This is a genomic window from Microbacterium sp. LWO13-1.2, assembly GCF_038397725.1.
Classification (GTDB): Bacteria; Actinomycetota; Actinomycetes; order Actinomycetales; family Microbacteriaceae; genus Microbacterium.
Map to the genome: position 1 here is coordinate 792,267 of NZ_CP151634.1, position 25,157 is coordinate 817,423.

Here is a 25,157-nt window from a genome sequence, read left to right on the forward strand (position 1 = left end):
AACAACCGTTGGCGTCGCCTGTCGGCGCCCGACGAGAGGCTTTCTCATGTCCTTATTGCGCCGAATCGGTGCCGGACTGGCGGTCGTCCTGATCGCCGTGCTGGCGACTGCGGTACCGGCATCCGCCCACGACCAATTGGCCTCCAGTACGCCGGCAGAAGGCGAAGCGTTGGAGACCGCTCCAGACGAGGTCGTGATGACGTTCACGGGCGATCTCATCGTCCTCGATGCGTCGATGACGGGAGCGGTGGTCATGGTCGTCGATGCGTCAGGACGCGACTGGGTCTCGGGAGAGATCGTCGTCGATGGACGCACGGTGACCGCGCAGCTCGAAGCCGGCATGCCGGTCGCGGGCTATCAGGTGCGGTGGCAGGTCGTCTCTGAGGACGGGCATCCCATCTCGGGGGCGATCCCGTTCACGATCGGCGACGCTGCTCCGCTGGTCACGGCCGGGAACAGCGACAGCGCGACGAACAGTGACGCCGCCACAACAGATCAGATCGCAGACGAATCGAGCAGCGTCGTTCGGATGCTGCTCGTCGGGGCAGGCGGCGCAGCGATCGCTGCAGCCAGCTTCGCCCTCTACCGATTCCTCCGTCGCCGGAAGGCGACAGCCGCCCCGCCGGACTCCGGCGATGACGCGGCAGAACATATGTGAAAGGCACTACACGATGAACACTTCCCAGACCCTCTCTCGCGCTGCGGCACTGCTGGCCGTCTCGCTGCTCGCTCTGACCGGTTGCGCCACAACGGCTGCGCCGGCATCCGAGGATTCGAAACCCGCAGGTGATGTCGTGACGATCGAGGACGCGTGGGTGAAGTCCGCCCCTGACGGCATGTCCGCCGCCTTCGGGATGCTCGAGAACACCGGTGACACGGATGTGACGGTCGTCTCCGTCGAATCCGACTCCTCGTCGATGATCGAGCTGCACGAGACGGTCGAGAACGAGGCCGGAGAGATGGTGATGCGACAGATCGAGGGGGGATTCGTCATTCCTGCTGGGGGTGAGCTGGCCCTCGAGCCGGGTGCGAACCACATCATGTTGATGGGCCTCGCACACCCGCTCGTCGCGGGCGACGAGGCCACCTTCACCCTGACGTTCTCTGACGACTCGACCTACGAATTCACCGCTCCGGTGAAGGACTACTCGGGTGCCAACGAGAGCTACGAGGAGAGCGACGACCACGAAGGCATGGATCACTGATGCCGGCGCCCGCTGAGGGCGCGCCCACCGGTCCCGGTCGGTCGACCCGGCGGCAGTTCCTCCTCGGAGGGGCTGTCGCCGGGATCGGCGCGGCCGCGGCGATCGGTGTGGACTTCGCGCTCAACCGTCCAGACACGAACGAGGGCACAGCACCCTCGGCACCCATGAACGGTGATGAGAAGGTCCCCTTCTTCGGACCCCACCAGGCTGGTGTCGACACGGCCGCTCAGGCTCACGGGGTCTTCGTCGGGTTGGATCTGCACGAGGGCGTCGACGCGGCGTCTCTCGTCCGTCTGATGCGGATCCTCACCGACGATGCGGCACGGCTCACCCAGGGGACACCGGCATTGGCCGACTCGGAACCCGAACTCGCACTGTCGCCCGCTCGTCTGACGGTCACCTTCGGGTTCGGCCCCGGGTTCGTCGCCCGAGCTGCCGTTCCGGGGCCGGGCTGGCTCGCGCCTCTTCCTGCGTTCGGCATCGACCGGCTGCAGCCGGAGTTCTCCGATGGCGATCTGCTGCTGCAGGTGAACGGCGATGACCCCCTTACGGTGGCGCACGCGATGCGCATGCTCCTGAAGGACGCGCGCGGATTCGCGACGATCCGTTGGACCCAGCACGGATTCCGGCGTGCGTACGGCACCGAGCGACCCGGGACGACGATGCGCAACCTCTTCGGCCAGGTCGACGGCACGACCAACCCGCAACCAGGAACGAAGGACTTCGACCGGGTCGTCTGGGCTGAGGATGGCTGGCTCGCCGGCGGCACCGGAGTGGTGATCCGACGCATTCGGATGGACCTGGACAAGTGGGACCGCCTCGACCGGAGCGGACGCGACGCGTCCGTCGGAAGGAGCATCGCGAATGGGGCACCGCTGACGGGGACGGGTGAGTTCGACGAACCGGACTTCGAAGCGAAGACCGCCATCGGGTTCCCGGTGATCCCGCAATTCGCCCACATCCGCCGAGCGCGCGGTGACGACGGAGAGCGCATCTTCCGCCGCGGCTACAACTACGACGAGCGTCCCCTCGGAGCAGAGGTCTCCGAATCAGGGCTCATCTTCGTCTCGTACCAGGCCGACATCGAACGCCAGTTCATCCCGATGCAGCGACGACTCGATGAGCTCGACCTGCTCAACGAGTGGACCGTGCCCATCGGCTCCGCCGTCTTCGCGATCCCACCCGGATGCGCCGAAGACGGCTTCATCGGTGACTCCCTCCTCACCTGAAAGGGCCACCATGACATGCACGACAAACCGAAGCGTCCCCACACTCATCCGCAGCCGCGAGGAGTCGCGCGTTCTGCGCTCTGGCCTGGCCTCGGGCCTATGGTGACGGAAGGAGAGATAGGCACCACCCGCCGTTGGAAGGACAGGCATGGAGGTCAAGCGATACACACTGCTCGCGGCGGTGGCTCTAGCAGTGGGTCTGCTCACGGGGTGCGCCGCCGTGGATCCGCGCGGGATAGCCGAAGAACGACTGAGTGACAGCGTGGCGACGTCCGTTGCAGCCATGGCAGAAGTTGTCGCGACCGCATCCGACGACGCGGCCCTCGTCGCGACGGACTACACAACCGTCGCCAGTAGCCAACTCCTGTCGGGTCTCACGGAGCAGCCCGAAGGCGGGGCGACAGACACTCTGTACTGCTTGGACCGCGTCGACGGCGAGATCACGGCGTGCGTTTTCTACCCCATGGATGTCGACATACCCTCCGGACTCGACGGTTTCTACGCGAGTGTCTACGGATGCGCCGAACTGTCAGGCATCCCGGGTAGTCGCGATATCACGGTGAAGGACTCGGAGTGCCCGCAGGAGCTGGTCGACTGGTTCTCCGAACGGTCCTCCGTCGAGGTTCCTGACGCAGTATCCATCGCGGCCTTCGTCGACTGACCTCGCACCGTCGTCTACGCCGGCCGCGCCATCCCGGGCCCCTGGGGGCATCCCGCGCCGAAAGGATCCGATAACCCGGTCAAACACTCGACACAGAGATTTCATCCGCAAACCGATTGTCTTACCCCAAGCGAGTTGACAAACTGGGGGCTTGCGCCGATTCCGTCGGGATTCTCCCGGCCGGGTGGCAGGCGCCGATACCTGAAATGGGGATCCATGGGCCTCTTCGATCGCATGAAGGACAAAGCCACGGGCGGGCAGGACTGGGCCGCACAGGCTGCAGCGGCGCAGGAACTCGCCAATCAGCATCTGCGCGACGCCGGCTACACCGACGGTTCTCCCGTCACCATGGCGAACGCCGGAAGCGTCGGCGCCGACATGTACGCCGACCGCGAGGTGCTCACTGCCTACGGCAATGAACTGAACCGGATCATCGCCATCGGACACAGCGGCACCTCGGTCATCCGCTCAGCCGTCGACACCGGTGAACGCATCTCGGGCAACCCGTGGTTCCAGCTCGAGGTGGAAGTGACCCTCGCCGGTGGCGCGCCGTACATCGTGTCGAAGCGCGAGATGGTGGCACCGATGTTCATCGCCAACTACGCGGTGGGAAGCACGCACGACGTCAAGGTCGATCCGGCTGACGCCCAGAACATCGCCTTCACGAGCTGAGCATGGGCATCTTCGGCGACATCGGTCGCTTGATGAAGGCCGGTGCGAAGCAGACCATGAACACCGACTATGCGGCGAACCTCAAGCACTCGGCCGACCTCGCCGAGCAGTACACGGCCTACGACCCGAACGCCCCGCACGGCACGCACGGAGCCGCCACGGCCAACCCCTTCGCGAACATGGCCGCGTTCGAGACCATGCTGCGAGGCTCCGGCACCGTGGTGAGCCTTGCGCCCACCGGCGCAGTTGTCGAGAGCACGCCGATCTATGCCGTGGAGCTCGATCTCAAGCTCGAGGGCCAGGACGCCTACCGCACCAGCTACCAGACGCTGATCGCCGACGGCGCTCTGTCGAACTGGCAGCCGGGGTCGGTTCTGCCGTTTCGCGTTTCACCCACGGACCCGCACTCGCTCATGCTCGGCTGATCCTCTCCATCGCAAAGAGCAGGTCACCCTCGCCGAGAACGGACGAGGGTGACCAGGCTCGACTGCATCGGACGTCGCCGAGTCAAGGGATCACGATGACCTTGCCCGGAATCCGCCCCTGCGCCGCCTCGGCGTGGAGCTCCCGCAGCTCGGTCAGCGGAATCCGACGCGTGACCTCCACGCGCAGATCGCCGCTGTCGACGAGCGACACCAGCTCGGCGAGCTTCTCGGCGTCGCTGCGCACGTAGACCACGACCGAGCGCACGTTGCGCTCGGCATCGTCGGGAGCCGGCATCCAGGCGGTGGTGCTCACGACGACTCCCCCGGATCGCACGAGACTCACCAAGGCGGTGAACTCGGCCGGCTCGATGGGCGCGAGGTTGAGCAGGAGATCCACGGGTTCGGCGACCGCGTCGAGCACGTCGGTCTCGGTGTGGTCGATGATCTCGTCGGCACCTGCTGCGCGGACGGCATCTGCACTCCGGGGACTCGCTGTGGCGATGACATACGCGCCCGCACGCTTGGCCAGAGCGATCGCGTACTTGCCGACGACACCACCGGCGCCGACGATGAGCACGCGCTGGCCGGCCTCGAGGCGGCCGTCGTCGAACAGCGCCTGCCGGGCGGTCAGCGCGACGGACGGGAACGCGGCGGCATCCGCGAGCGGCACGCTGGTGGGTGCCAGCACGAGTGCGTCCACCGGTGCGAGCACATACTCTGCCGCACCGCCGTCTTCGCCCATCGGCAGGAAACCGATCACGGCGTCACCCAGCGCAAAGCCCTCGACGCCCTCGCCGATCGCGTCGACAGTGCCGGACACGTCGTACCCCGGCACGTGCGGCAGCGTCAGAGGAATCGGCAGGAACCCTGCGCGCATGCCGTTGTCGGCGGCACTGAACGCGGATGCTGCGACGCGCAGTCGCACTTGCCCTGACGCCGGGACCGGCTGCTCGATCTCCTCATACTGGAGCACCTCGGGGCCGCCCACTTCGTGGAACCGTACTGCCTTCATGTCTTTTCCTCTCATCAGGTGCTTAGAATTCGAAGCATTAATCTGAAGATAGCACTGCTTCGAATTTGAAGCAACACGTATACTGGAGGAATGACGACACCCGCCCCGCAGCTCACTCCGCAAGAGCTCGCCGCCTACTTCGCGTTCACCGAGGTGAGCAGCCTGCTGCGGCACGCGGTCGAGACGCAGCTGCGCGAGGTCGGAAAGCTCAGCTACGTGCAGTTCCAGCTGCTCGCGCGACTCGGCGACGCTGCGGACGGCAGCCAGCGGATGACCGACCTGGCGGACGGCGTCGTCTACAGCCGCAGCGGTCTGACGTATCAGGCGCAGTTGCTCGAGGGGCGCGGGCTGATCACGCGCGCGCCCTCCCCTGACGACGAACGCAGCACCATCGTGACGATCACCGACGAGGGCCGCGCTGTTCTTGCAGCCGTGTTCCCTGGGCACATCGAGGTCGTCAGCAGCATGCTCTTCGCGTCACTGGAGGAGGGCGATGTCGACACCCTCGCGCGGGTGATGACACAGGTGAGCGGGCATCTGCGCGCCAATCCGCCGCGATCTGCGGCGCCGCGGCGAACGAAGAAGGGCTGAGTCCGCCGGCGCCGAGGCACTCGCTTCTGTTGGTTAGCGCGTTACTTACCAACACTTATCCCCTTAAGTGTTGGTAACATGGGTTTGTGCCCACACCTACGGCCGACATTCGCATTCCGGTCGATCAGATCTCGTATGAGACGTTCGACTGGAAGCCTGGCGCGCCCGCGATGCACTCGCGCGCGGAGGTGAACCGCCAGACGGGCTCGTATGAGGCGGCGATCACGGCGCCCATTGCGGACTGGACTCCCCGCATCAACGCTGAGGATGTCGCCGATATCGAAGATGCCACCCGTCAACTGGTGGAGTTCGACACGCACGCACAACGCGTTCTCGGCACCGACAATCCGGCCCTCGGCCCGATGACGGCGATCCTGCTGCGCACCGAGTCGGCATCCAGCTCCCAGATCGAGCAGCTCACGACATCCGCAAAGCAGCTCGCCCTCGCCGAGATCGACGAGGGCGACAAGGCCAACGCCCTCACGGTCATCGGCAACGTCCGAGCGATGGAGGCGGCACTCCAGCTGGCTGACGACATCAGCGAGGACTCGATCCTCGCCATACACAAGGCGCTGATGCTCCACCAGCGCAACTTCGCCAAAGATGATGCCGGCCGATTCCGCGCCGAGCAGGTGTGGATCGGCCCCGGTGAAGCCGGCCCTCGGATGGCCGATTTCGTCGCACCGCATCACGACCGCATCCCCGGTGCGATTGCCGACCTCGTGCGCTTCGTCAAGCGTCACGACGTTCCGGTACTCGTCCAGGTCGCCGCCGCGCACGCCCAGTTCGAAACCATCCACCCGTTCACGGATGGAAACGGCCGAACGGGCAGGGCGCTCGCGCAATCGATCCTGCGCAACAAGGGTCTCGTCGGCTCCACCGCGGTACCCATCTCAGCGGGACTCCTGGTCGACACCGAGCGTTACTTCGCGGCGCTCACCGCCTACCGCGCCGGCGACGCCGGTCCGATCATCCGGGAGTTCGCTTCAGCGAGTCGAGTCGCCGCGTCCACGGGCACGAAACTCGTCGACGACCTCGTCGTCCAGCTTGAGGATGCCCGCGCGAAGATGCAGAGCATTCGAGCGGATGCGGCAGCGTGGAGAGTCCTTCCTGCCCTCGTCGGCCAACCTGCGGTGAACACGAAGTACCTGATGAGCAGGCTCGGCTTCGGGGAGATGGCAGCGTTGCGCGCGCTGGACACTCTCACCGCGCGCGGCGTCCTCACCGAGACCACGGGGAGGGCTCGCAGCCGAGTCTGGGAGCATCGCGGCATCTTCGAGGTGCTCGATTCGTACGCTGCCGAAATCCGCCGGCTGTCGACGCGCTGACACCGCGCGGCTCAGCCCACCGGCATCCGCCCCATCGCCACGCGCACCATCGCCGCGTTGTCGGAGGCGATCCGGCCATCGGGCAGGGTCAGGGTGTCCTCGAGCCCGATCCGCGTGTCCAGACCCAGCTCGACGGCGAGGTCGAATGCCGGCCAAGCCGAGCGCTCCTCGCCGTGCAGCAGGATCGGAATGCTCGGCTCCTCGCCGACGACATGTGCGATCAGCCCTTCGACGTGGTCACGCACCGTCTTCGCCGACTCATCCGGCAGCTCGACCAGCACGCGCAGGCATTCGCCGCGCACGGGCGAGCGACGCCAGGCCTCAAGCCCTGCGCCACCCCAGATCCCCGCCTCGATGCGGACGCCTCGGCTGAGCAGCAACGCCGCCACCTCGTCGGCTCCAGCCTCGTGCCAGTTGACCGACGCGTAGTCGGGAAGCTCCGTCCATCCGGCGATCGCCGCCAGCCGACGCGCGACGTCGGGTTCGGCCCAGGCTCCGGTCGTCACGCCCACCGGCGCACCAGGGCATGCCGCTCGCATCGCGCGCACCCACCGTGCGACATCGTCGCCCGCGAGACTGTCGCGGGCCGCGGCATCCTTCGGGTGCACATGGATCTCCTGCGCACCCAGCCCGATCGCCCGCGCGGCATCGTCGGCGACGACCGTCGCGTCTGCACTCAACCACGGATGCTGCACCGCATCACGAGCGCCGTTGACGCAGACCTGCAGCGTCGTGTTCCGATCCGCGCCGGAGCCCAACAACGGATCAGGCGCCATCGGCCTCACGCACCGCGCCGCGCCCGACCAGCATCCGCACCACCGTTCCTACGACCCCGATCACGAGCGCGACCACGGTCGGCAACCAGATCTCCTGCAGCACCAACGGGAACACCTCCATCGACGCCTTCGCCATCTCGACGACATCGCCCTTCAGCACGCGCATCCCGAGTCCGTACTGGATCGCGGTGAACAGCGCCGGCACGACCCACAGCGCCAGCAGCGCCACGGCCCACACGATGATCCGCCAGAGCGGACGCACGCCGCACCACACGAGCGCCGCCCCGACGATCACGGCCGGCAGCCAGTAGACCAGGGTCGACAGGAACTCCGGTGGACTGACCTCACCGGTGAACGCGACGACCCACCGGGCGACCCAGCTCGCGAACGGCACCGCGGCGAGCGCGACGCCGAGCGAGACCACGCCCACCGAACGCCTCGACGTCATCACCAACCCCAGCTGCGCCATGAGCATGGCGGCGATGCTGCCGGCGAGCATCCCGGCGAAGTAGAGCCACGCCCGCGCATCCCCACCGTCGGCGATCCCCAGGCCCTCGGCGAGAACCCCGAAGGACTGCACGACCGCGATCAGATGCACCAGCAAGACTCCCAGCGCGCCCGGCCACGCCGCGAGCCCTCGTCCCCGCGCCAGGAAATGCACCGCGAGTCCGGAGAATACCCCGCCGAGCAGCACGAGCGAGAACAGCAGCGTCGCGTAGTACTGACTGAGCGGCAGCAGGGCGAACGGCATGTCTTCTGGCAGCGTCGCCGTTGCCCAGAGGTTCTGCAACGGCAGCTGTCCGCCGCCGACCAGCCATGGCAGCAGGCCCAGGATGCCGCCGGCGATACCGATCACGAACGACAGGATGCCCGGGCGGCGCTTCGTGGCCACGACAGCGGATTCGTCAGTCATGGGGACACCGTGTCACAGGATGCCGGATGCCGGCGGATGGCGCGGCGGAGAGCCCGTTCCGCGGTCAGGCGTCCGTTCCGCCGAACCTCTCCGCCGACGCGACCTGCTGTGCCACGCGCCGAAGGGCCAGCAGCAGGGGCTCGACGAGCACCGAGCCGAGCACCACGTAACGCACCGCCGCCTCGGCCGACTCGGTCGGCACCCCAGCGACCTCCGCGGCGGCGATCTGGCGGATGCTCTTCAGGTGCACCGGCATCACGTCGACCGGAACCTCGAATCCAGCGCGCTCGAGCGCCTGCAGCGCACGGGCGACGGCATACAGCACGGCGTCGTCGCACATCCCCGGCTTCCACCCCAGCCCGGCCACCAGCCGCTGCGCCTCGGTGAGATCCAGGCTCTCGTCGACGGGCGGAGTGATGGCGGCGTGGGCCGTGCCCAGCAGATCGTGCGCGTTCGCCGGCGGGTTGTCGAGAGCATCCAGCACCCGTCGGGTCTCGGCGATGCTCACTCCGGAATCGAGCAGTGCGCGAATGACCCGCAGTCGCTGCGCGTGCACCTCGCCATACGCGGCTTGCGTGGGCGCGCTCCGCTCGCCTTCGGGGAGCAACCCCTCGCGCAGGTAGTACTTGATCGTCGGCACGGTCACACCGGTCCGCGCCGACAGTTCGGAAATTCGCATCGCCACCTCTTGACATCGATAGTAGCGCTATCCATTATGGATAGTGACACTATCCATTGAGAGAAGGATACCATGTCCCGAGTCATCACCGGACGCATGACCCATCGCTACGACGGCGAGCTGGTCGTGTTCCACATCGGAATGCAGATCAACCGCTGGTGGCGTCCGGATCTGTGGATGCCCGCATTCCTTGCCATGCCCCGGATGCTCCGCGAGCTCGCCACCGACAAGGAGTCCGGCTTCCTCGGCTACGAGCTGCTGCTGGGCAGCGGCGGGCCGTACGTCGTGCAGTACTGGTCATCGATCGACAAGCTCTACGCCTACGCATCGAGCCCATCGCAGGAGCACCGCCCGGCGTGGACCCGCTTCAACAAGGCGGCCCGCAAGGCCCCTGGCGCCGTGGGCATCTGGCACGAGACCTTCCTCGTCGATCGCGCTGAGAGCATCTACGTCTCGACGAAGCCGATGGGTCTGCCCAAGGCGACGGAGCTCGTCGAGGTCGGTCGCAAGCAGGATCGTGCGCGGGCCCGTTTCGACGGTGGACGCACGGTGGTTACACCTCAGGAACCCGTCGCGCGCCAGGCATCCGTCTCTCCGTAGGGCCCGCACGCCCCGCTCGGACTTGTGCACTTGCCTCGGCCATATTCCGGGAATCCGGCCGAGGGAAGCGCACTTGGCCGAGCCAAGCGCACGCCCGACGGGCCCACGATGCGGCGCAGGCGGCGGATGCTACGGCGCGGCGATCCCGCGCAGCAGCACGTCGACGGTGGCATCGACGCGCTCCGCCGTGAACGGTCGCCCGAGGAGCGCAGCGTACGACGCCATCGCAACGAACTGGTCGGCGATGACCTCGGCATCCGCATCCGCCCGCACGTCGCCCGCCACCTTCGCGCGCTCGATGCGCTCGACGATCCAGGCGATGATCGGGCCGGCGAGCCGCTGGTTCAGCGCCTCGCCCAGCTGCGGATCGGTCGCCGTAATCGCGATCAGCGCCCGCGCGAGCGCCGTGTTCTCGGCACTGCCCACGTGGGTCGTCATCTGCTTCACCCAAGCACGCAGGTCGCGGGCCAGGTCATCCGTCGTCGGCAGCGAGACGTCGGCCCCCGGCAGCTCGCCCTCGAGCAGCGCCTCACCGAGGATCGCCGCCTTCGACGGCCACCACCGGTAGATGGTCTGCTTCGAGACATCCGCCTCCGCAGCGAGCCCCTCGATCGTCACCGCGTCGTACCCTTCGGCACTGAGCGCGCGCCGCATCGCCGCCAGCACCGACTGGCGTGCTTTCTCACTGCGAGGACGAGGCACCCTCTGAGCGTATCGAGGCGTACACTCGAACATAAGTAGACGCACCGTTGCGAAATGCCAGAAGGAGAGATCATGGCCCTCACCGCACAGTCCACCATCGGCGAATGGCTCGACGACGAGGTCGGCGGACCGATCGTCCGCGCCCTCTTCGCGCAGACCGGCGCCGACCCCGAACTCCTCACGCCGGTTCTCGGACTGCCGCTGCAGCAGCTCGTGGTCCTGAGCCAGGGCGCCATGCCGCAGTCGGTCGTCGACGACCTCGTGCGCGCGGCGAACGGCGGCGAGATTCCCACCGAATCCGGCACGACCGGTTGGGCCGAGCAGATCACGCCAGGGCGCTTCACCGGCAAGACGGTCATCGTCACCGGTGCTGCCTCCGGAATCGGCAGGGCCACGGCATCGCGCATCGCCCGCGAAGGCGGACGTGTGATCGCCGCAGACATCTCGGCCGAGAAGCTCGATGCCCTGAAGGCGGAGCTCCCCCAGATCGCCGTTGTCGCCGGAGACCTCACCAAGCAGGACGCGATCGATGCGGTCGTCGCCACCGCCGGCGGGCAGATCGATGCCCTCGCGAACGTCGCCGGCATCAACGACGACTTCTCGCCCGCCGGCGAGACCCCGGATGCCGTGTGGGACCGTGTCATCGCGATCAACCTCACGGCGCCGTTCAAGCTCATGCGGGCTGTGCTCCCGATCATGGAAGCAGCGGGTCGCGGGGCGATCCTCAACGTCTCCAGCGAGGCGGGTCTGCGCGGCAATGCCTCCGGCAACGCCTACACGGCCAGCAAGCACGGCATCGTCGGCGTCACGAAGTCCGCCGCATTCATGTACGGCCCCCGAGGCATCCGCGTGAACTCCGTCGCCCCCGGCGGCGTCGCCACCGGCATCCCGATGCCACCGAACATGTCGGAGTACGGCTCCGGCCGTCTCGCCCCGTTCCAGCAGGCGATTCCGAGCGTCGCGACGGCCGAGCACCTGGCCGCATCGATCACGTTCCTGTTGTCGGATGACGCCGTGAACATCAACGGCGCGATCCTTGCCTCAGACGGCGGCTGGTCGGTGCAGTAGACGCACCGCGAGCCGCTCTCCGCTCAACCGAGCTCGACGTCGAGCATCGACTCGGCCACGGAGCGGATGAGAGTCACGACCTCGTCGCGGGTCTTGGTGCCGGCGAGGATATCCATCACGAGTCCGTCCTCGAGCGCGACGAGCGCCCAGGCCACCGCGTCGACGTCGAGCCGCGGTCGGAACACGCCGGTCGCCGCGCCGTCATCGAGGATCTGCCGGTAGATCTCGACCTGACGGCGGTCGAGCGCGTGATCGGCGTCGTTCAGAGCCGGGTCACGCAGACCATACGACCAGAACTCGTAGAGGATCCGTGACTCGTCGCCGGCCAGGCCGCCCGTCGATCCCGCCTCGATCGCGGCGACGAGTTGCGCCGCCGGGTCGACGGCCGTCGCCACCGCCGTGCGGATCGTCTCGATGAACCGGTCGCTCGCCGCGAACACCAACTCGCGCACGAGGTCGTCGAGTCCGTCGAAGTAATAGAGCACCCCGGACGGCTCCATACCGGCAGCGGTCGCGATCGCGCGCAGGGTCGTGCCGGCAGCGCCCTCGTGGACGGCGACGCCGCGCGCCGCGTCGAGGATCGCGAGACGTCGCTCGGCGCTGCGGTTGGGTCGGGCCATCCGCCCATTCTGCCTGACCGGCCGCCGTCCACGACGCCGGGCGGGCAAATCTGAACGCAATTCAAAGAAACCCTTGACGCGGACTGGCTGAGTTGTTTGAATGCAGTTCAAGAAACTGCATCCGTCAAGGGAGACTCGATGAACCCGAACTCTGTCCGCACCGGCGAAACCGCCGGGCGCTTGTCCCACCCGCCCGACAAGGGGCTCCGGCCGAATGCCCTCGGGCTCGGCCGGATCGTGGCCCTCGGGCTTGCGGCCGTCGCCCCCGCCTACAGCCTGGCCGTCACCCTCGGCTACGTCGTCGATGCCGTCGGCGTGCACACGCCCTCCGCCTTCCTCCTCGGCTTCGTGCCGATCCTCTTCACGGCCTTCGCATTCCGCGACCTGAATCGCGCCATGCCCGACTGCGGTGGTGTCTTCGTGTGGATATCCCGGGCCCTCGGGCCCACCGCCGGCTGGTTCTTCGGTGGGTGGGTGCCGCAGGTGGCCACCTTCATCGCGACCGCCGCCCTCGCGCAGGTCGCCGCCACGTATCTCCTCATCGCCGTCGGGCTCGACGCACTCGCTCAGAATCCGGTCGTCGTGGTCTCCCTCGCCGTGGGCTTCATCGCGCTGAGCGCCGCCGTGGCCGTTCGCGGCATCGAATTGGCGGCCTGGGTGCAGTACGCGCTCATCGCCCTGCAGATCGTCGCGATCGGCGGATTCTGCATCGGCGCGGTCAGCGCCATCGCCGCCGGCACCGCCCCGTCGACGGGCCCCGCCCCCAGCCTCGACTGGTTGAACCCGTTCGCCCTCGGCGACCCCTCCGGACTCGTCGCCGGCGTGATCCTCTGCCTCTTCATCTACTGGGGCTGGGATGCTCTGATCTCGGTGAACGAAGAGACGACCGATCGCTCCAAGACGCCGGGTCGCGCCGTCGTGATCTCCACCGTCATCCTCCTGGTTCTGTACTGCGGTGCCTCGATCGCAGCGATCGGCTACGGCGGGGTCGACCTCATCACCTCTGATGCCGCCATCGACGACACCCTCTCGGTGCTCGGGACGCAGGCGACGGGAGAGGTGTTCGGCCGGGTGATCACCGTCGCGATCGGACTGTCGGCTCTTGCCGCGCTGTTCACCGTCGCGGTGAGCACGCCACGCGGATGGCTCAGCATGGCGACGTATAAGGCCCTGCCGCCCTCGATCGCCCAGGTGCACCCGACGCACCGAACCCCGAACACCGCCACGTGGTGGTGGGCGGGAATCAGCGCGGCCGCCGTCGTCGTGCTCACCCTCATCTCGGCCGATTTCATCGGGCTCGCGATCCTCGCCATCGGCGTGCTCGTCGCCGCGTACTACGCGGTCACCGCGATCGCCGCCGTGGCCTACTTCGCTCCCGAGCTTCGCCGCAACCCGCGTCGCCTCGTCGTCGCGGGCATCCTGCCGCTTCTCGGCGCCCTCCTCATGATCGTCGCCCTCGTCGCGAGCGCGATCGACATGGCAAGACCCGAGTACGTCGGAGAGCAGATCCTCGGCGTCGGCACGGTGTTCTGGATCGGCGTCGGAGCCCTCGCTCTCGGTGTCGTCGTCACCCTTGCCGTGCGACCGCTCTTCCGCGAGTTCTTCAGCCGCCGCACCATCCCGGTCGGCACCGTCCTGAGCGACGATTTCGTCGTCGCCGATCCGGCGACAGCCTCCGTCCACCCCGAATCGAAGGAGCACTGACCGTGCGCATCCTGTCCATCGCCGCCATCCAGACCGCCGCCATCCACGGCGACCTCGACGCCACCTGGACGAGATTCGAGGCCCAGGTGCGCAAGGTGGTCGAGATCAGGGCCCATGTCGACCTCATCGTCGTTCCGGAGCTGCTGCTCGCCGCGCCGGGGCCGCTGCTGGTCGACGATCCCGAGTTCGATGAGCGCGCCGCGACCGCGATTCCCGGGCCCGTGACCGATCGGATCTGCGGGCTCGCCCGCGAACTCGGCGTGTGGTTGGTGCCCGGGTCGCTGGTGGAGCGAGGCGACGATGACCGGCTCTACAACACCGCGATCGCCGTCTCGCCCGAAGGCGACGTCGTGGCGCGCTATCGCAAGCTCTTCCCGTGGCGTCCGTACGAGGAGCTCACGCCGGGACGGGACTTCACGACCTTCGACATCCCCGGTGTCGGCACGGTCGGACTCGCGATCTGCTTCGACGGCAGCTTTCCGGAGGTGGCGCGCCAGCTCGCCTGGCTCGGCGCCGAGGTGATCATCCAGCCGACGCTCACCACGACACGGGACCGCGAGATGGAGGTCGTGATGTCACGCGCGAACGCCTTCGCCAACCAGGTCTACGTCGTCAACGTGAACGGTGCCGCCCCCTCGGGGGTCGGCGAGAGCGTATTCGTCGACCCCGAAGGCACCATCCTGCAGCGGGCATCCGGCGGCGACGAGGTGCTCTTCGCGGTACTCGACCTCGACCGCGTCACCCAGGTGCGCGAGTACGGCACCTTCGGCCTCAACCGACCATGGGCGCAGCTCGCAGACCAGTGCGCTCTCGTCGAGTACCCGATGTTCGGTGGCGCGAAGTTCGTCGCTCCCGCGTGGGCCGAACCGATGGAGTGAGGGCGAAACCCATCCCTCGAAGCGGGGCCTGGCGCGGCCGGTAGACTGGAACCGCCCCGCTCGGCCCCTTCCTTTGGAGTGCGCGTGACCACCGCCCCCGCAGCATCTGCCCACAAGCACGTCCCCGACTCCGTTTCGAACGCTGTCGCGACGCCCGAGAAGGAGCAGCCGTACGGCGCCCTCGGACTCAAGGACGACGAGTACGCCCGCATCAAGGAGATCCTCGGTCGCCGCCCCACGTCGGGTGAGCTGGCGATGTACTCGGTGATGTGGAGCGAGCACTGCTCGTACAAGTCGTCGAAGAACTACCTGCGCCGCTTCGGCCAGAAGGTCTCCGATGAGATGAAGGAACGCCTGATGGTGGGCATGGGCCAGAACGCAGGCGTCATCGACGTCGGCGAGGGCTGGGCGGTCACGTTCAAGGCCGAATCGCACAACCACCCCTCCTTCATCGAGCCGTTCCAGGGCGCGGCCACGGGTGTCGGCGGCATCGTCCGCGACATCATCTCGATGGGCGCACGCCCGGTCGCCGTCATGGATGCTCTCCGCTTCGGCGCGATCGACCACCCCGACACCGCCCGCGTCGTGCACGGCGTCACCAGCGGCATCAGCTTCTACGGCAACTGCCTGGGCCTGCCGAACATCGGAGGCGAGACCGTCTTCGACTCGGTGTACCAGGCCAACCCGCTCGTCAACGCGCTCGCGGTCGGCGTGCTCCGCCACGAAGACCTCAAGCTCGCGAACGCCACGGGCGTCGGCAACAAGGTCGTGCTCTTCGGCGCTCGCACCGGCGGCGACGGCATCGGCGGCGCCAGCATCCTGGCATCCGACTCCTTCGACGACGGCGGCCCGACCAAGCGCCCCGCCGTGCAGGTCGGCGACCCCTTCGCCGAGAAGGTGCTCATCGAGTGCTGCCTCGAGCTCTACAAGGCCGAGCTCGTCGAGGCCATCCAGGACCTCGGTGCCGCCGGCATCTCCTGCGCGACCAGCGAGCTCGCCGCCAACGGCAACAGCGGCATGAAGGTCTCGCTCGACAACGTGCTGCTGCGCGACCCCTCGCTCACGGCCGAGGAGATCCTCATGTCGGAGTCGCAGGAGCGCATGATGGCGATCGTGGCGCCCGAGAAGCTCGACGCCTTCTTCGAGGTCGTGAACAAGTGGGAGGTCGAGACCTCGGTGCTCGGCGAGGTCACCGGAGACGGCCGCCTCATCATCGACTGGCAGGGCGAGCGTATCGTCGACGTCGACCCCTCGACCGTCGCGGTCGACGGCCCGGTCTACGACCGTCCGGTCGCCTACCCGACGTGGATCGATGCACTCCAGGCGGATGCTGCCGAGAACCTGCCCCGCTCGAACGACCCGGCCGAGCTGCGGACGCAGTTCCTCGCGCTGGTCGCCTCCCCGAACCTCGCCGACACGTCGTGGATCACCAACCAGTACGACTACTTCGTGCTCGGCAACACGGCCCTCGCCTTCCCCGATGACGCCGGCATGATCCGCGTCGACGAGGAGTCCGGCCTCGGCTTCGCGATCTCCACCGACGCCAACGGCCGCTACTGCCAGCTCGACCCGTACGCGGGTGCACAGCTGGCCCTCGCCGAGGCGTACCGCAACGTCGCCGTCACCGGCGCCACCCCGACGGCGATCACCGACTGCCTGAACTTCGGCTCGCCGGAGAACCCCGAGGTCATGTGGCAGTTCGGGCAGACAGTCGACGGCCTCGCCGACGGATGCTTCGAACTGGGCACCCCGGTCACCGGCGGCAACGTCTCGTTCTACAACCAGACCGGCGACGTGCCGATCCACCCGACCCCGCTGGTCGGCGTGCTCGGCATCATCGACGACGTCTCGCGCCGCATCCCCTCCGGATGGCAGGACGAGGGCCAGAACATCTACCTCCTCGGCACCACCGCCACCGAACTCTCGGGTTCGGCATGGGCCGACGTCGTGCACAACCACCTCGGCGGACTCCCGCCGAAGGTCGACCTCCCCGGAGAGAAGCGCCTCGCCGGCCTGCTCGCCGCCGCCCGCGACGAGTGGCTGATCTCGTCGGCCCACGATGTCTCCGAGGGCGGCCTTGCGCAGACCCTCGCCGAGGGCGTCATGCGCTTCGGCGTCGGCGCACGCGTCTGGCTGAACGAGATCATCGAGCGCGACGGAGTGGATGCCGCATCCGCCCTGTTCTCCGAGTCGACCGGCCGCGTGATCGTGACCGTGCCCCGCGAAGACGACGTGAAGTTCCAGGGCCTCTGCGCCGGTCGCAACTACCCGGTGCTGCGCATCGGTGTGACCGACAACCACCCGGATGGCGCCTCGCTCGAGGTGCAGGACGTCTTCACGGTGCCGGTCGCCGAGCTGCGCGAGCGTTCGCGCGCGACGCTGCCGTCGTACTTCGGGCCGACGGTGTCGGAGCCGGTCGAGGCATGAGCGATCTCAGCACGCAGGACCGGGGCGAGGACTACGGCGATCTCGGCGAGCGCCGCAACCGCCGCATCCGCATCGTCGCGTGGACGACGATCGTCGCGCTGATCCTCGGCGGCGGCGGCGCGACCGTGCTGACGCTGCTGTTCGGCTGAGCCCGCGACCTACGGTTTCCGAAACCGTAGGTTCCATACCGAGACCGATCAGAGCACCTCGGCTCCCTCGAACATCGAGAAGTCGAGTTCGCGCGGGGGCTTCTCGCCGAATGCGCGCTGCCACAGCATCGCGATGCGGTCTTCTCCTTCACGGAAGTTCGCGGGAAGGATGCCGCCGCCACGGAGCAGGGCGGCCGCGGACTCGCGGTCGCCGACCTCCAGTTCCGCCTCGACGAGAGCAAGGCGCACGCGAGCGGTGACCGATCCGGTCAGCACTTCGTCGCGAAGTGCCGTGATCGCCAAGCCCCGAACCTGTTCGAAATCCCCCGCGCGCCGCAGGACGTCGAGCGTTTCCAGGATCAGCGCCGCCCGTTCCGGTGAACCGGCAGAGGTGAGGGCGATCGCATCGCGGAGGTGCCGCGCAGCATCCGCCGCGTCCCCCTGCTGCAGAGCGACGAAACCGAGCGCACGCGTCGCCGCCGCTGACGGCGCTGCGGCGTTCGAGGCCCGCAGATGCGCCCGAGCCGCATCGGCATCACCGGCGACGTGCGCGAGGACGCCGAGGTGGTACTGCGCGAAGGCATCCGCCTCGGCCCCAGGGATGCTCCGGAGGTGGCGCTCCCACCGGTCGCCGCGGACGTGGGATCCCACGAACGCGGTCGGCGGAATCACCCCGTGCACGACCAGATCGTTCCACGGCGCAGAGTCGTCGCCCTCGACCACGGGGAACGGCGTGGGCGTCTCGTCGATCCACTCGTCGGCGCGACGCAGCGTCCGCTCGACAGCGCCCCAGCCCGACCCGCGATTCAGGATGCTCAGCGGGGCACGCCGCGCGAAGTCAGAGAGCTCGCCGTGGAGGGCGTCGATGTCGTGCGTGGAAAGCCGAGTCTGCACGTCTCGGTCGGCTGCCTGGATCGCGTCCGGGGTGGCGTGCTCGGGGCCGGCACCGTCGATCCGAACCTTCCCGAACACCTCGGTCCAGCTCCACTCCGCGCGTGCGGGCATCTCGAGGTACTCGAACTGTGTGGGCGCAAGCCCCGCCTGGATCTCGGCGTAGCGCCCGCCCTCCGGCGAGAGCCACTCCTGCCAGCGACGCGCGCCCTGGCCGTTGCCCCAGCAGAACAGCTTCCTGCCCACGAGTCGTGCGGTCGACGCGTGCAGAAGCCCGGTGCCGTCTTCGCCGATGGCGGTGATCCAGGGAACGTCGATCCCGGTGCCGTCGAAGAAGTAGTCGGCGGCGCCCGGATGCTGTCCCGGCAGGGTGATGTCGATGTCGCCACGGTACGGTGCATCGATCCCGACGAGCCGGCCGCTGTAGTCCGAGGCGTAGGTCGTGCGAGATGCCGCGATCACACGAGTGCCGTCGGTCTCGGGGACCGCGATGTTCGTCCACCAGTACATCGATGCCGGGGCGGTGTCCGGATTCACCACTCGCACGTGCACGGCCAGCAGATCGGAGTCGTGCGCGAGGTGCACGTCGATCGCGAAGACCAGTCCGCGAGCCCGCTCGAACTCCCACATGCGCAGGCCCGGCGCGCCGCCGGGACCGTCCACGACGGCGGCATGGAGCGGATCGCACGTGGTGGGCGAGTGGCCGCGCATGCCGATGTTGAACTCGACCCCTCCGGCGAACCACGCGTCGCGGAGGGCCAGGTTCGCCGGCTGGAAGGCCTTGTTGGCAGAGAGCAGCTCGGCGCCGCTGGCCACATCGACGAGCGACCAGATGCGCCCGCCGAGGCTCGGCACGATCGTGGCCCGGAGGTGCTCGTTCTCGAGCACGACGACGTCGATGTCGCGCGTGCGCCGTTCCCGGTCGTACTCCGACTGCGGGTGGTAGGGGAACGACCACGGCGGCGGCGCTGCAGCCACGCGCGCGGCGATGTCGTCGGGCACGCTCGTGGCGTCGGCGCGCAAGCGCGTGACGGCCTCCGCTTCGAGCGGCGGGAACGGCCCCGGTCGGCCGATCTCGCCCGCAGACAGGGTGAGTACGGACTGTCGGATCGTGGTGGTCATCTCGCAGCTTCCGGGGTCGTTTCTTCGTTGAAATCCTCGACGGCGTCAGCCGGGATCGGGGAGTCTGCGGACGCGCATTCTGCGAAACAATACACCGATGCCGCCGCGCCGCAGAAGGGGCGCCGAACCTCTCGTCGGGGGTCGCGAGTAGCATCCCTGCCATGGCCATCAGACTTGAGAACATCGGCATCGCCGTCCGCGACCTCGAAGAGACGATCTCGTTCTTCTCCGACCTCGGTCTCACCGTGCTCGGGCGCGACGAAGTCAGCGGAGAATGGGCCGACACCGCCGTCGGTCTCGACGGCAACCACGCCAAGATCGCGGTGCTCCAGACGCCCGACGGCCAGGGCCAGATCGAGCTCTTCGAGTACATCCACCCCGAGGCGATCGAGACCGATCCGACGCTGCCGAACGAGATCGGGATGCACCGCATCGCCTTCTCCGTCGACGACATCGACGCTTCTCTGGCCATTGCGGCGCGGCACGGGTATCACCCGCTCCGCGGGGTCGCGAACTACCAGGACGTCTACACGCTCACCTATCTTCGCGGTCCCAGCGGCATCCTCGTGATGTTCGCGCAGGATCTCACGAAGAGCTGACGAGCGCGCGGATCGCGTCGTCCGGCATCCGTTCACCTGGCCGCCATCCACCGGCCATCACGGTGTCACTGCGGCGGCGCGCGCCACCGATTGACTCATCGATATGAGAAGAGTCTCCCGCGCCATCGTCGCCGCGACCGTCGCCGCGACCGCAGTCACCTTGCTCCTCGCCGCTCCGGCGCAGGCATCGAATCAGACCACTCCGACCTCGAAGATGCACGCGTTCGAGCCGACGCTCGTCGCGTGGGCCGAGCTCTCGGCCGACTTCCTCGCCGAAGGCCCCGCATCCGGTGCGCAGGCATCGCCGGGCAACGGCCGGCAGGGGCCCTGGGACGGCCAGGTGATCCCCGGCTTCTCGGCGGTGATCGACAACGGCGACGGCACCTTCTGGGCGCAGCCCGACAACGGCTTCGGCGCGAAAGGCAACTCGGCCGACTTCCTGCTGCGCAGCTACCTCGTGCGTCCCGACTGGCAGACCGCCGAGGGCGGGGCCGGCGAGATCGCCGTCGAGCGCTTCATCTCGTACAACGATCGCAATGGGGTGCTCGACTTCCCGATCGTGAACGACGGCACCGCGGAGCGCCTGCTCACCGGTGCGGACTTCGATATCGAGTCGGTCGTCCGGGCGAAGGACGGCAGCTTCTGGGTCGGCGAGGAGTTCGGTCCGTTCCTGCTGCATTTCGATGCCGAAGGCACGCTCCTCGAGACGCCCTTCTCGATCGACGGTGCGAAGTCGCCGCAGAACCCGTACCTGCAGCCCGGCGAGACCCCGCGGGTGCGCGCGAGCCGCGGGTTCGAAGCGCTCGCCAGCTCGGTCAACGGACGCTACCTCTACCCGATCGTCGAAGGTTCGTATGCCGACGACACCGACCTCCGCCGCCGCGAGATCCTCGAGTTCGACACGAAGAAGGGCGCCTACACCGGGCGCACCTGGAGCTACCAGACCGACCAGGAGCCGAATGTCATCGGCGACGCCTTCACGGTCAAGAACAACGTGCTGCTCGTCGTCGAGCGCGACGACTTCGAAGGCGACCAGGCGGTGACCAAGCGCATCTACGAGATCAACCTGAAGAAGACCGATGCCGACGGCTACCTCGAGAAGACCCTGGTGCTCGATGCCCTTCGCATCGCCAATCCCGACGGCCTCAGCGCCGGCAACGGCTACGGCAGCGGCGAGGTGTTCTCGATGCCCGTGCAGTCGCTCGAGACGATCGTGCAGCTGCGCGACGGCCGCCTGCTGATCGCCAACGACAACAACTACCCCGGCAACGACGCCCGTGTGCCCGGCACCCCCGACGACACCGAGTTCGCCGTCATCGACCTCGAGCGCACGAAGGTCGAGCCCGAGCTCGTCACCGTCATCGGCCACCGGGGCGCGAGCGGATACCGCCCGGAGCACACCCTCGCCGCCTACGAGCAGGCGATCGTGCAGTGCGCCGACTACATCGAGCCCGACGTGGTCTCGACCAAGGACGGCGTTCTCGTCGCCCGCCACGAGAACGAGATCAGCGGCACCACCGACGTCTCGGCCCGGCCCGAGTTCGCCGACCGCAAGACGACGAAGATCATCGACGGGGCGAGCATCACCGGCTGGTTCACCGAGGACTTCACCTTCGCCGAGCTGCGCACACTTCGGGCGAAGGAGCGGCTGCCGCAGGTGCGCCCGGGAAACACCGCCTTCGACGGGCTGTACCTGATTCCGACCCTCGACGAGGTCATCGACCTCGCGCGCCACTCGGTCAGCTGCGACGGCCGCCAGATCGGCGTCTACCCCGAGACGAAGCATCCGTCCTACTTCGACTCGATCGGCCTCTCGCTCGAGGAGCCGCTCGTCGACGCCCTCGAGAGCAACGGAGTCAACGACGCGGATGCGCCCGTGATCGTGCAGAGCTTCGAGGTGTCGAATCTGCAGGACCTCGACGGGCAGACCGACGTGCGACTGGCTCAGCTGGTGAGCTCGTCGGGACGCCCCTACGACTTCACGGTCGCGGGTGACTCGCGCACATACGCCGACCTGGTGACGCCGACCGGTCTCGCCGAGATCGCCGGCTATGCCGACGGGGTGGGCGTCGAGAAGTCGGTGCTGATCCCGCGCACGCCGGCGGGCACTCTCGCCGCGCCGTCACCCGTGATCGCGGATGCGCACGCGGCCGGGCTATCGGTGCACGGCTGGACCTTCCGCCTCGAGAACCAGTACCTGCCCGCCGAGTTCCGCTCTTCGAGCGACCCATTCGCGGCGGGTGACCTCGCCGGCGAGATCCAGGTCTTCCTCGATGCAGGGATGGACGGCATCTTCAGCGACCAGCCCGACATCGCGGCGACCGTCGGCTAGCACCCGGCATCCGCTTGCACTGATGCCCCGGCCCTGGTGCCGGGGCATCAGTGGTTAACGGCAGTGGGGGTTCACCTCCGGCGTCCGCAGGCGTATCGTCTGGCGGAGAACGGAGGACGCCCATGACCATCCAGCCCTTCGACGTGGGCCCCGACGAGAACATCGAGGGATACCTGATCGGGTCGCCGGTGAGCATCATCCGCGAGTTCGCCTCGGCTCCCGGAACAGGGCCGCGCCTGCACCGGCATCCGTACGTCGAGACGTTCGTCATCCACCGCGGCCGGGCACTGTTCACCGTCGGCGACGAGCAGGTCATCGGCGCCGGCGGTCAGATCCTCGTCGTGCCGGCGCTCGTCTCGCACCGCTTCGAGGTGCTCGACGGCGGCACGTACGAGGCGACGCACGTGCACGCGAACGATCGCTTCGTGACGGAGTGGCTCGAGTAGCGGTGCTGCGCGGGATCAGCTCGCTGGGTCGTATCCGAACTCGCGGAGCTCCTGCGCGCATCGGCAAGCTGCCGCGATCTTCCCTGCCCACTCGATCGCGTCGTCTCGGGTCGGCAACTCGAGCACGGTGAACCCGCCGGTGAGCTCGGAGCCGGGATGGATCTCGGTGCTCACCGAGCCGCTGGCGGAGACCAGCACCGGACCGACCTCCTCGTTGATGCCGCCGCCGAACACGTAGACACCGGCGGCCTTCGCCTCCTCGATCACGGCGTGCGACTCGGCGACGACGATCGGGAACTCCTCGGGGGTGAGCACCATGGCTTCGCTCGGAAACGAGATGAGGTACTTGGTCATGGCTCGATGGTACGACTGCGCCTCGAGTGAGGGAATGCCGTGCTGAGTCGCCCGACCCAGCCCTGTGCGGATGCGAGGATGAGGCATGCGTGCTGTTGAGGGGCCCAACCGGACCGCACTGCGCGTTGTCCGCTTCGTGTTGGTCGCGGCCGGCTCTCTTCTGTTGTTCCGCTGGCTGTGGCTTGCCTGCGCGAGCGCATACAACGAGGCGTACGAAGAGGGCCAACGGATGCCCGGGTCGATGGACGGATTCGGATTCTTGTTCGGGGTCGTTCCCGTGATCGCCCTGTCCGTCGTGGTCGTCGCCGCTTTCACGTGGACGCTGTTCGGCCGAGTCGGGTTCTTCCGCTCAGACGCGTGGGCGATCCTGGTCGGGTTCCTGCGCGCTGCGGCATTGGCGCTTCTCTTCGCCGCTTTGGCATGCGGGGCGGCGTTCCTCTTCGTCGAGGCGGAACTCGGGGGCCAGATATTCGACCCGGTCAGTTACCGAGAGGCGTACGTGCCGTGATCCACTCGTCTCGACGCGGCGCGGAGGTGCGAGGGACTGTCCACCCACCCGGCCGAACCGCCCTGCATGTCGTCCTCTTCACCGTGACCGCCGTCAGTTCCGTGCTGTTGTTCATGAAGGGCTGGGACGAGTGCGCGACGAGGTACCGGCGGGAATTCGATGAGTACGAGCCCGTGGCGGGGTTCGGTTTCACGTTCGGGATCATCCCCCTGATCGTGATGCTCGTCTTCGTCGCCGCCGCCCTCACCTGGACGCTGCTCGCCCTGCTCGACGTCCGCCGCGCAGCGGGGCTCGCACTTCTCGCCGCCGCTCTGATGTGCGGCGCGGCGCTCCTCATCGTTCATGCACAATACGGCGGCTCGATCTTCGACCCCGCGACGTACGTGATACGCCCACTGGCATCGATCGGTCTGTGAGGCGCCCGAGCTGTCAGTGGCTCAAGCTCGATTCCAGGGCGGCGTCGGGAACTCGCTCGGGGGCTCCGGCCACCCGATGGTCAGAACGCAGAGCACCACGACGCCGATGATGCTGACCGCCGTGAGGACCGCCGACGTCACGCGCACCCCACGTGACGGCCGCTGCTGACCACCACGCATCACAGCGAATGAGCCGCCCAGCAGGCCGAGCCAGACGATCAGGGAGAAGATCGCGAAACCGACGCCGATCCCGCTCTCCGATTCGTCCCAGTAGACGCGCTTGATGAAGCCGCCGTCCCAGCCGACGCCGGCGAGCCCGAACCAGCCTGCGCCGAAGACGCCGCTCACCGTCGCGACGAGCCACAGCAGGATCCCCGTCACCTGCCTCATCGACGCCCATGCCACTCGGTCATTCGGTCACTGTAGCGGCTGACCGACCGCGTCCTCGCTGCATCACCAGTGTCAGACGGTCCGCCTAGGGTGAGGGGATGCCTCAGGATGCGCGAGCACGGCTGGACGACCTGCGAGCGGATGCCGCGGCCAGGGTCACCGCCGTCGCAGACGCGCTCGACGCGCTCACGCACGACCGGAGCAGCCTGAACGATGATGACGAACATGACCCGGAAGGTGTCCCGCTGTCGGCGGAGTGGTCACGGCTGCAGGGCCTCGCCGAGGCGGCACGTTCCGAGCTGACTCAGGTCGACGCGGCACTGGCGCGCCTCGACGACGGCACCTACGGCATCTGCACCCGGTGCGGTCAGCCGATCCCTGCAGCGCGCCTCGAGGTACGGCCGTTCGCCGAACTGTGCGTGCCGTGCGCCGAGAAGCAGCGCTGAGACAGACGCGTCGG

Annotated in this window: 29 protein-coding genes; 20 read left to right on the forward strand and 9 right to left on the reverse strand. The window is 67.9% G+C overall.

The window, feature by feature from the left end; genetic code table 11:
- Positions 1-46 precede the first annotated feature (46 nt).
- The 6 genes from MRBLWO13_RS03710 to MRBLWO13_RS03735 all read left to right on the forward strand — a co-directional run bounded on the left by MRBLWO13_RS03710 (position 47) and on the right by MRBLWO13_RS03735 (position 4,192).
- The gene (locus MRBLWO13_RS03710; protein ID WP_341976446.1) at positions 47-658 is read left to right on the forward strand and encodes a copper resistance CopC family protein; all 612 of its coding nucleotides are present in this window, start codon (positions 47-49) and stop codon (positions 656-658) included.
- A gap of 13 nt (positions 659-671) precedes the next feature.
- Complete coding sequence (locus tag MRBLWO13_RS03715; protein WP_341976447.1) at positions 672-1,205, forward strand: copper chaperone PCu(A)C; 534 nt, start codon at positions 672-674, stop codon at positions 1,203-1,205.
- The gene (locus tag MRBLWO13_RS03720; RefSeq protein ID WP_341976448.1) at positions 1,205-2,434 is read left to right on the forward strand and encodes a Dyp-type peroxidase; all 1,230 of its coding nucleotides are present in this window, start codon (positions 1,205-1,207) and stop codon (positions 2,432-2,434) included. Before MRBLWO13_RS03715 ends, MRBLWO13_RS03720 begins: the two co-directional genes overlap by 1 nt.
- A 148-nt stretch (positions 2,435-2,582) precedes the next feature.
- The gene (locus tag MRBLWO13_RS03725; protein ID WP_341976449.1) at positions 2,583-3,095 is read left to right on the forward strand and encodes a hypothetical protein; all 513 of its coding nucleotides are present in this window, start codon (positions 2,583-2,585) and stop codon (positions 3,093-3,095) included.
- A 216-nt stretch (positions 3,096-3,311) separates the two neighbouring features.
- Positions 3,312-3,767, forward strand: coding sequence for a hypothetical protein (locus MRBLWO13_RS03730; protein ID WP_341976450.1), 456 nt, complete (start codon positions 3,312-3,314; stop codon positions 3,765-3,767).
- Between the two features lie 2 nt (positions 3,768-3,769).
- Positions 3,770-4,192, forward strand: coding sequence for a hypothetical protein (locus MRBLWO13_RS03735; RefSeq protein ID WP_341976451.1), 423 nt, complete (start codon positions 3,770-3,772; stop codon positions 4,190-4,192).
- 82 nt (positions 4,193-4,274) lie between these two features.
- Here MRBLWO13_RS03735 and MRBLWO13_RS03740 read toward each other — a convergent pair whose 3' ends face one another.
- Complete coding sequence (locus tag MRBLWO13_RS03740) at positions 4,275-5,204, reverse strand: NADP-dependent oxidoreductase (protein WP_341976452.1); 930 nt, start codon at positions 5,202-5,204, stop codon at positions 4,275-4,277.
- Between the two features lie 90 nt (positions 5,205-5,294).
- Here MRBLWO13_RS03740 and MRBLWO13_RS03745 point away from each other — a divergent pair, with 90 nt between their 5' ends.
- Entirely contained in the window at positions 5,295-5,795 is a 501-nt protein-coding gene (locus MRBLWO13_RS03745) for a MarR family transcriptional regulator (protein ID WP_341976453.1), read from the forward strand.
- An 86-nt stretch (positions 5,796-5,881) separates the two neighbouring features.
- A complete protein-coding gene (locus tag MRBLWO13_RS03750; protein WP_341976454.1) occupies positions 5,882-7,123 on the forward strand; it encodes a Fic family protein in 1,242 nt (413 codons plus the stop codon).
- Positions 7,124-7,134: 11 nt separating this feature from the next.
- Here MRBLWO13_RS03750 and MRBLWO13_RS03755 read toward each other — a convergent pair whose 3' ends face one another.
- The 3 genes from MRBLWO13_RS03755 to MRBLWO13_RS03765 form a co-directional block, all read right to left on the reverse strand.
- Positions 7,135-7,899 (reverse strand): 3-keto-5-aminohexanoate cleavage protein, encoded by a 765-nt coding sequence (locus MRBLWO13_RS03755; protein ID WP_341976455.1) that lies wholly within the window; start codon positions 7,897-7,899, stop codon positions 7,135-7,137.
- Positions 7,889-8,812: a hypothetical protein gene (locus MRBLWO13_RS03760; protein ID WP_341976456.1), complete on the reverse strand. Its 924-nt coding sequence runs from the start codon at positions 8,810-8,812 to the stop codon at positions 7,889-7,891. Before MRBLWO13_RS03760 ends, MRBLWO13_RS03755 begins: the two co-directional genes overlap by 11 nt.
- Positions 8,813-8,876: 64 nt before the next feature.
- Positions 8,877-9,491: a MerR family transcriptional regulator gene (locus tag MRBLWO13_RS03765; protein ID WP_341976457.1), complete on the reverse strand. Its 615-nt coding sequence runs from the start codon at positions 9,489-9,491 to the stop codon at positions 8,877-8,879.
- Positions 9,492-9,563: 72 nt separating this feature from the next.
- On the opposite strand from MRBLWO13_RS03765, the gene MRBLWO13_RS03770 reads away from it, so the two are divergent.
- The gene (locus MRBLWO13_RS03770) at positions 9,564-10,091 is read left to right on the forward strand and encodes a DUF4188 domain-containing protein (protein ID WP_341976458.1); all 528 of its coding nucleotides are present in this window, start codon (positions 9,564-9,566) and stop codon (positions 10,089-10,091) included.
- A gap of 129 nt (positions 10,092-10,220) precedes the next feature.
- On the opposite strand, the gene MRBLWO13_RS03775 is transcribed toward MRBLWO13_RS03770, so the two are convergent.
- Positions 10,221-10,793: a TetR/AcrR family transcriptional regulator gene (locus MRBLWO13_RS03775; RefSeq protein ID WP_341976459.1), complete on the reverse strand. Its 573-nt coding sequence runs from the start codon at positions 10,791-10,793 to the stop codon at positions 10,221-10,223.
- A gap of 72 nt (positions 10,794-10,865) precedes the next feature.
- Between MRBLWO13_RS03775 and MRBLWO13_RS03780 the strand changes: the two genes are divergently transcribed.
- Complete coding sequence (locus MRBLWO13_RS03780; protein WP_341976460.1) at positions 10,866-11,861, forward strand: SDR family NAD(P)-dependent oxidoreductase; 996 nt, start codon at positions 10,866-10,868, stop codon at positions 11,859-11,861.
- 23 nt (positions 11,862-11,884) lie between these two features.
- Here MRBLWO13_RS03780 and MRBLWO13_RS03785 read toward each other — a convergent pair whose 3' ends face one another.
- On the reverse strand, positions 11,885-12,481 hold the full coding sequence (locus MRBLWO13_RS03785; protein WP_341976461.1) for a TetR family transcriptional regulator C-terminal domain-containing protein: 597 nt from the start codon (positions 12,479-12,481) through the stop codon (positions 11,885-11,887).
- Positions 12,482-12,619: 138 nt separating this feature from the next.
- Here MRBLWO13_RS03785 and MRBLWO13_RS03790 point away from each other — a divergent pair, with 138 nt between their 5' ends.
- From MRBLWO13_RS03790 to MRBLWO13_RS03805, 4 genes are all read left to right on the forward strand, one after another.
- On the forward strand, positions 12,620-14,185 hold the full coding sequence (locus tag MRBLWO13_RS03790) for an APC family permease (RefSeq protein WP_341976462.1): 1,566 nt from the start codon (positions 12,620-12,622) through the stop codon (positions 14,183-14,185).
- Between the two features lie 2 nt (positions 14,186-14,187).
- Entirely contained in the window at positions 14,188-15,063 is an 876-nt protein-coding gene (locus tag MRBLWO13_RS03795) for a carbon-nitrogen hydrolase family protein (RefSeq protein WP_341976463.1), read from the forward strand.
- 84 nt (positions 15,064-15,147) lie between these two features.
- Entirely contained in the window at positions 15,148-17,490 is a 2,343-nt protein-coding gene (gene purL, locus MRBLWO13_RS03800; RefSeq protein WP_341976464.1) for a phosphoribosylformylglycinamidine synthase subunit PurL, read from the forward strand.
- Positions 17,487-17,639, forward strand: coding sequence for a hypothetical protein (locus tag MRBLWO13_RS03805; RefSeq protein ID WP_341976465.1), 153 nt, complete (start codon positions 17,487-17,489; stop codon positions 17,637-17,639). The genes purL and MRBLWO13_RS03805 overlap by 4 nt, the downstream gene beginning before the upstream one ends.
- Positions 17,640-17,687: 48 nt before the next feature.
- On the opposite strand, the gene MRBLWO13_RS03810 is transcribed toward MRBLWO13_RS03805, so the two are convergent.
- Positions 17,688-19,652, reverse strand: a complete 1,965-nt coding sequence (locus MRBLWO13_RS03810; RefSeq protein WP_341976466.1) for a DUF5107 domain-containing protein — start codon at positions 19,650-19,652, stop codon at positions 17,688-17,690.
- 161 nt (positions 19,653-19,813) lie between these two features.
- On the opposite strand from MRBLWO13_RS03810, the gene MRBLWO13_RS03815 reads away from it, so the two are divergent.
- The 3 genes from MRBLWO13_RS03815 to MRBLWO13_RS03825 all read left to right on the forward strand — a co-directional run bounded on the left by MRBLWO13_RS03815 (position 19,814) and on the right by MRBLWO13_RS03825 (position 23,029).
- Positions 19,814-20,251, forward strand: coding sequence for a VOC family protein (locus MRBLWO13_RS03815; protein ID WP_341976467.1), 438 nt, complete (start codon positions 19,814-19,816; stop codon positions 20,249-20,251).
- Positions 20,252-20,354: 103 nt separating this feature from the next.
- Positions 20,355-22,583 (forward strand): esterase-like activity of phytase family protein, encoded by a 2,229-nt coding sequence (locus MRBLWO13_RS03820; RefSeq protein WP_341976468.1) that lies wholly within the window; start codon positions 20,355-20,357, stop codon positions 22,581-22,583.
- Between the two features lie 122 nt (positions 22,584-22,705).
- Positions 22,706-23,029: a cupin domain-containing protein gene (locus tag MRBLWO13_RS03825; protein WP_341976469.1), complete on the forward strand. Its 324-nt coding sequence runs from the start codon at positions 22,706-22,708 to the stop codon at positions 23,027-23,029.
- Between the two features lie 15 nt (positions 23,030-23,044).
- Here MRBLWO13_RS03825 and MRBLWO13_RS03830 read toward each other — a convergent pair whose 3' ends face one another.
- Positions 23,045-23,383 (reverse strand): transcription initiation protein, encoded by a 339-nt coding sequence (locus MRBLWO13_RS03830; protein ID WP_341976470.1) that lies wholly within the window; start codon positions 23,381-23,383, stop codon positions 23,045-23,047.
- Positions 23,384-23,468: 85 nt separating this feature from the next.
- Here MRBLWO13_RS03830 and MRBLWO13_RS03835 point away from each other — a divergent pair, with 85 nt between their 5' ends.
- Positions 23,469-23,891 (forward strand): hypothetical protein, encoded by a 423-nt coding sequence (locus tag MRBLWO13_RS03835; RefSeq protein WP_341976471.1) that lies wholly within the window; start codon positions 23,469-23,471, stop codon positions 23,889-23,891.
- An 83-nt stretch (positions 23,892-23,974) separates the two neighbouring features.
- A complete protein-coding gene (locus MRBLWO13_RS03840; protein ID WP_341976472.1) occupies positions 23,975-24,307 on the forward strand; it encodes a hypothetical protein in 333 nt (110 codons plus the stop codon).
- A 21-nt stretch (positions 24,308-24,328) separates the two neighbouring features.
- On the opposite strand, the gene MRBLWO13_RS03845 is transcribed toward MRBLWO13_RS03840, so the two are convergent.
- Entirely contained in the window at positions 24,329-24,697 is a 369-nt protein-coding gene (locus tag MRBLWO13_RS03845; RefSeq protein WP_341976473.1) for a hypothetical protein, read from the reverse strand.
- Positions 24,698-24,795: 98 nt separating this feature from the next.
- Here MRBLWO13_RS03845 and MRBLWO13_RS03850 point away from each other — a divergent pair, with 98 nt between their 5' ends.
- Entirely contained in the window at positions 24,796-25,143 is a 348-nt protein-coding gene (locus tag MRBLWO13_RS03850; protein ID WP_341976474.1) for a TraR/DksA C4-type zinc finger protein, read from the forward strand.
- The last annotated feature ends 14 nt before the right edge of the window (positions 25,144-25,157 follow it).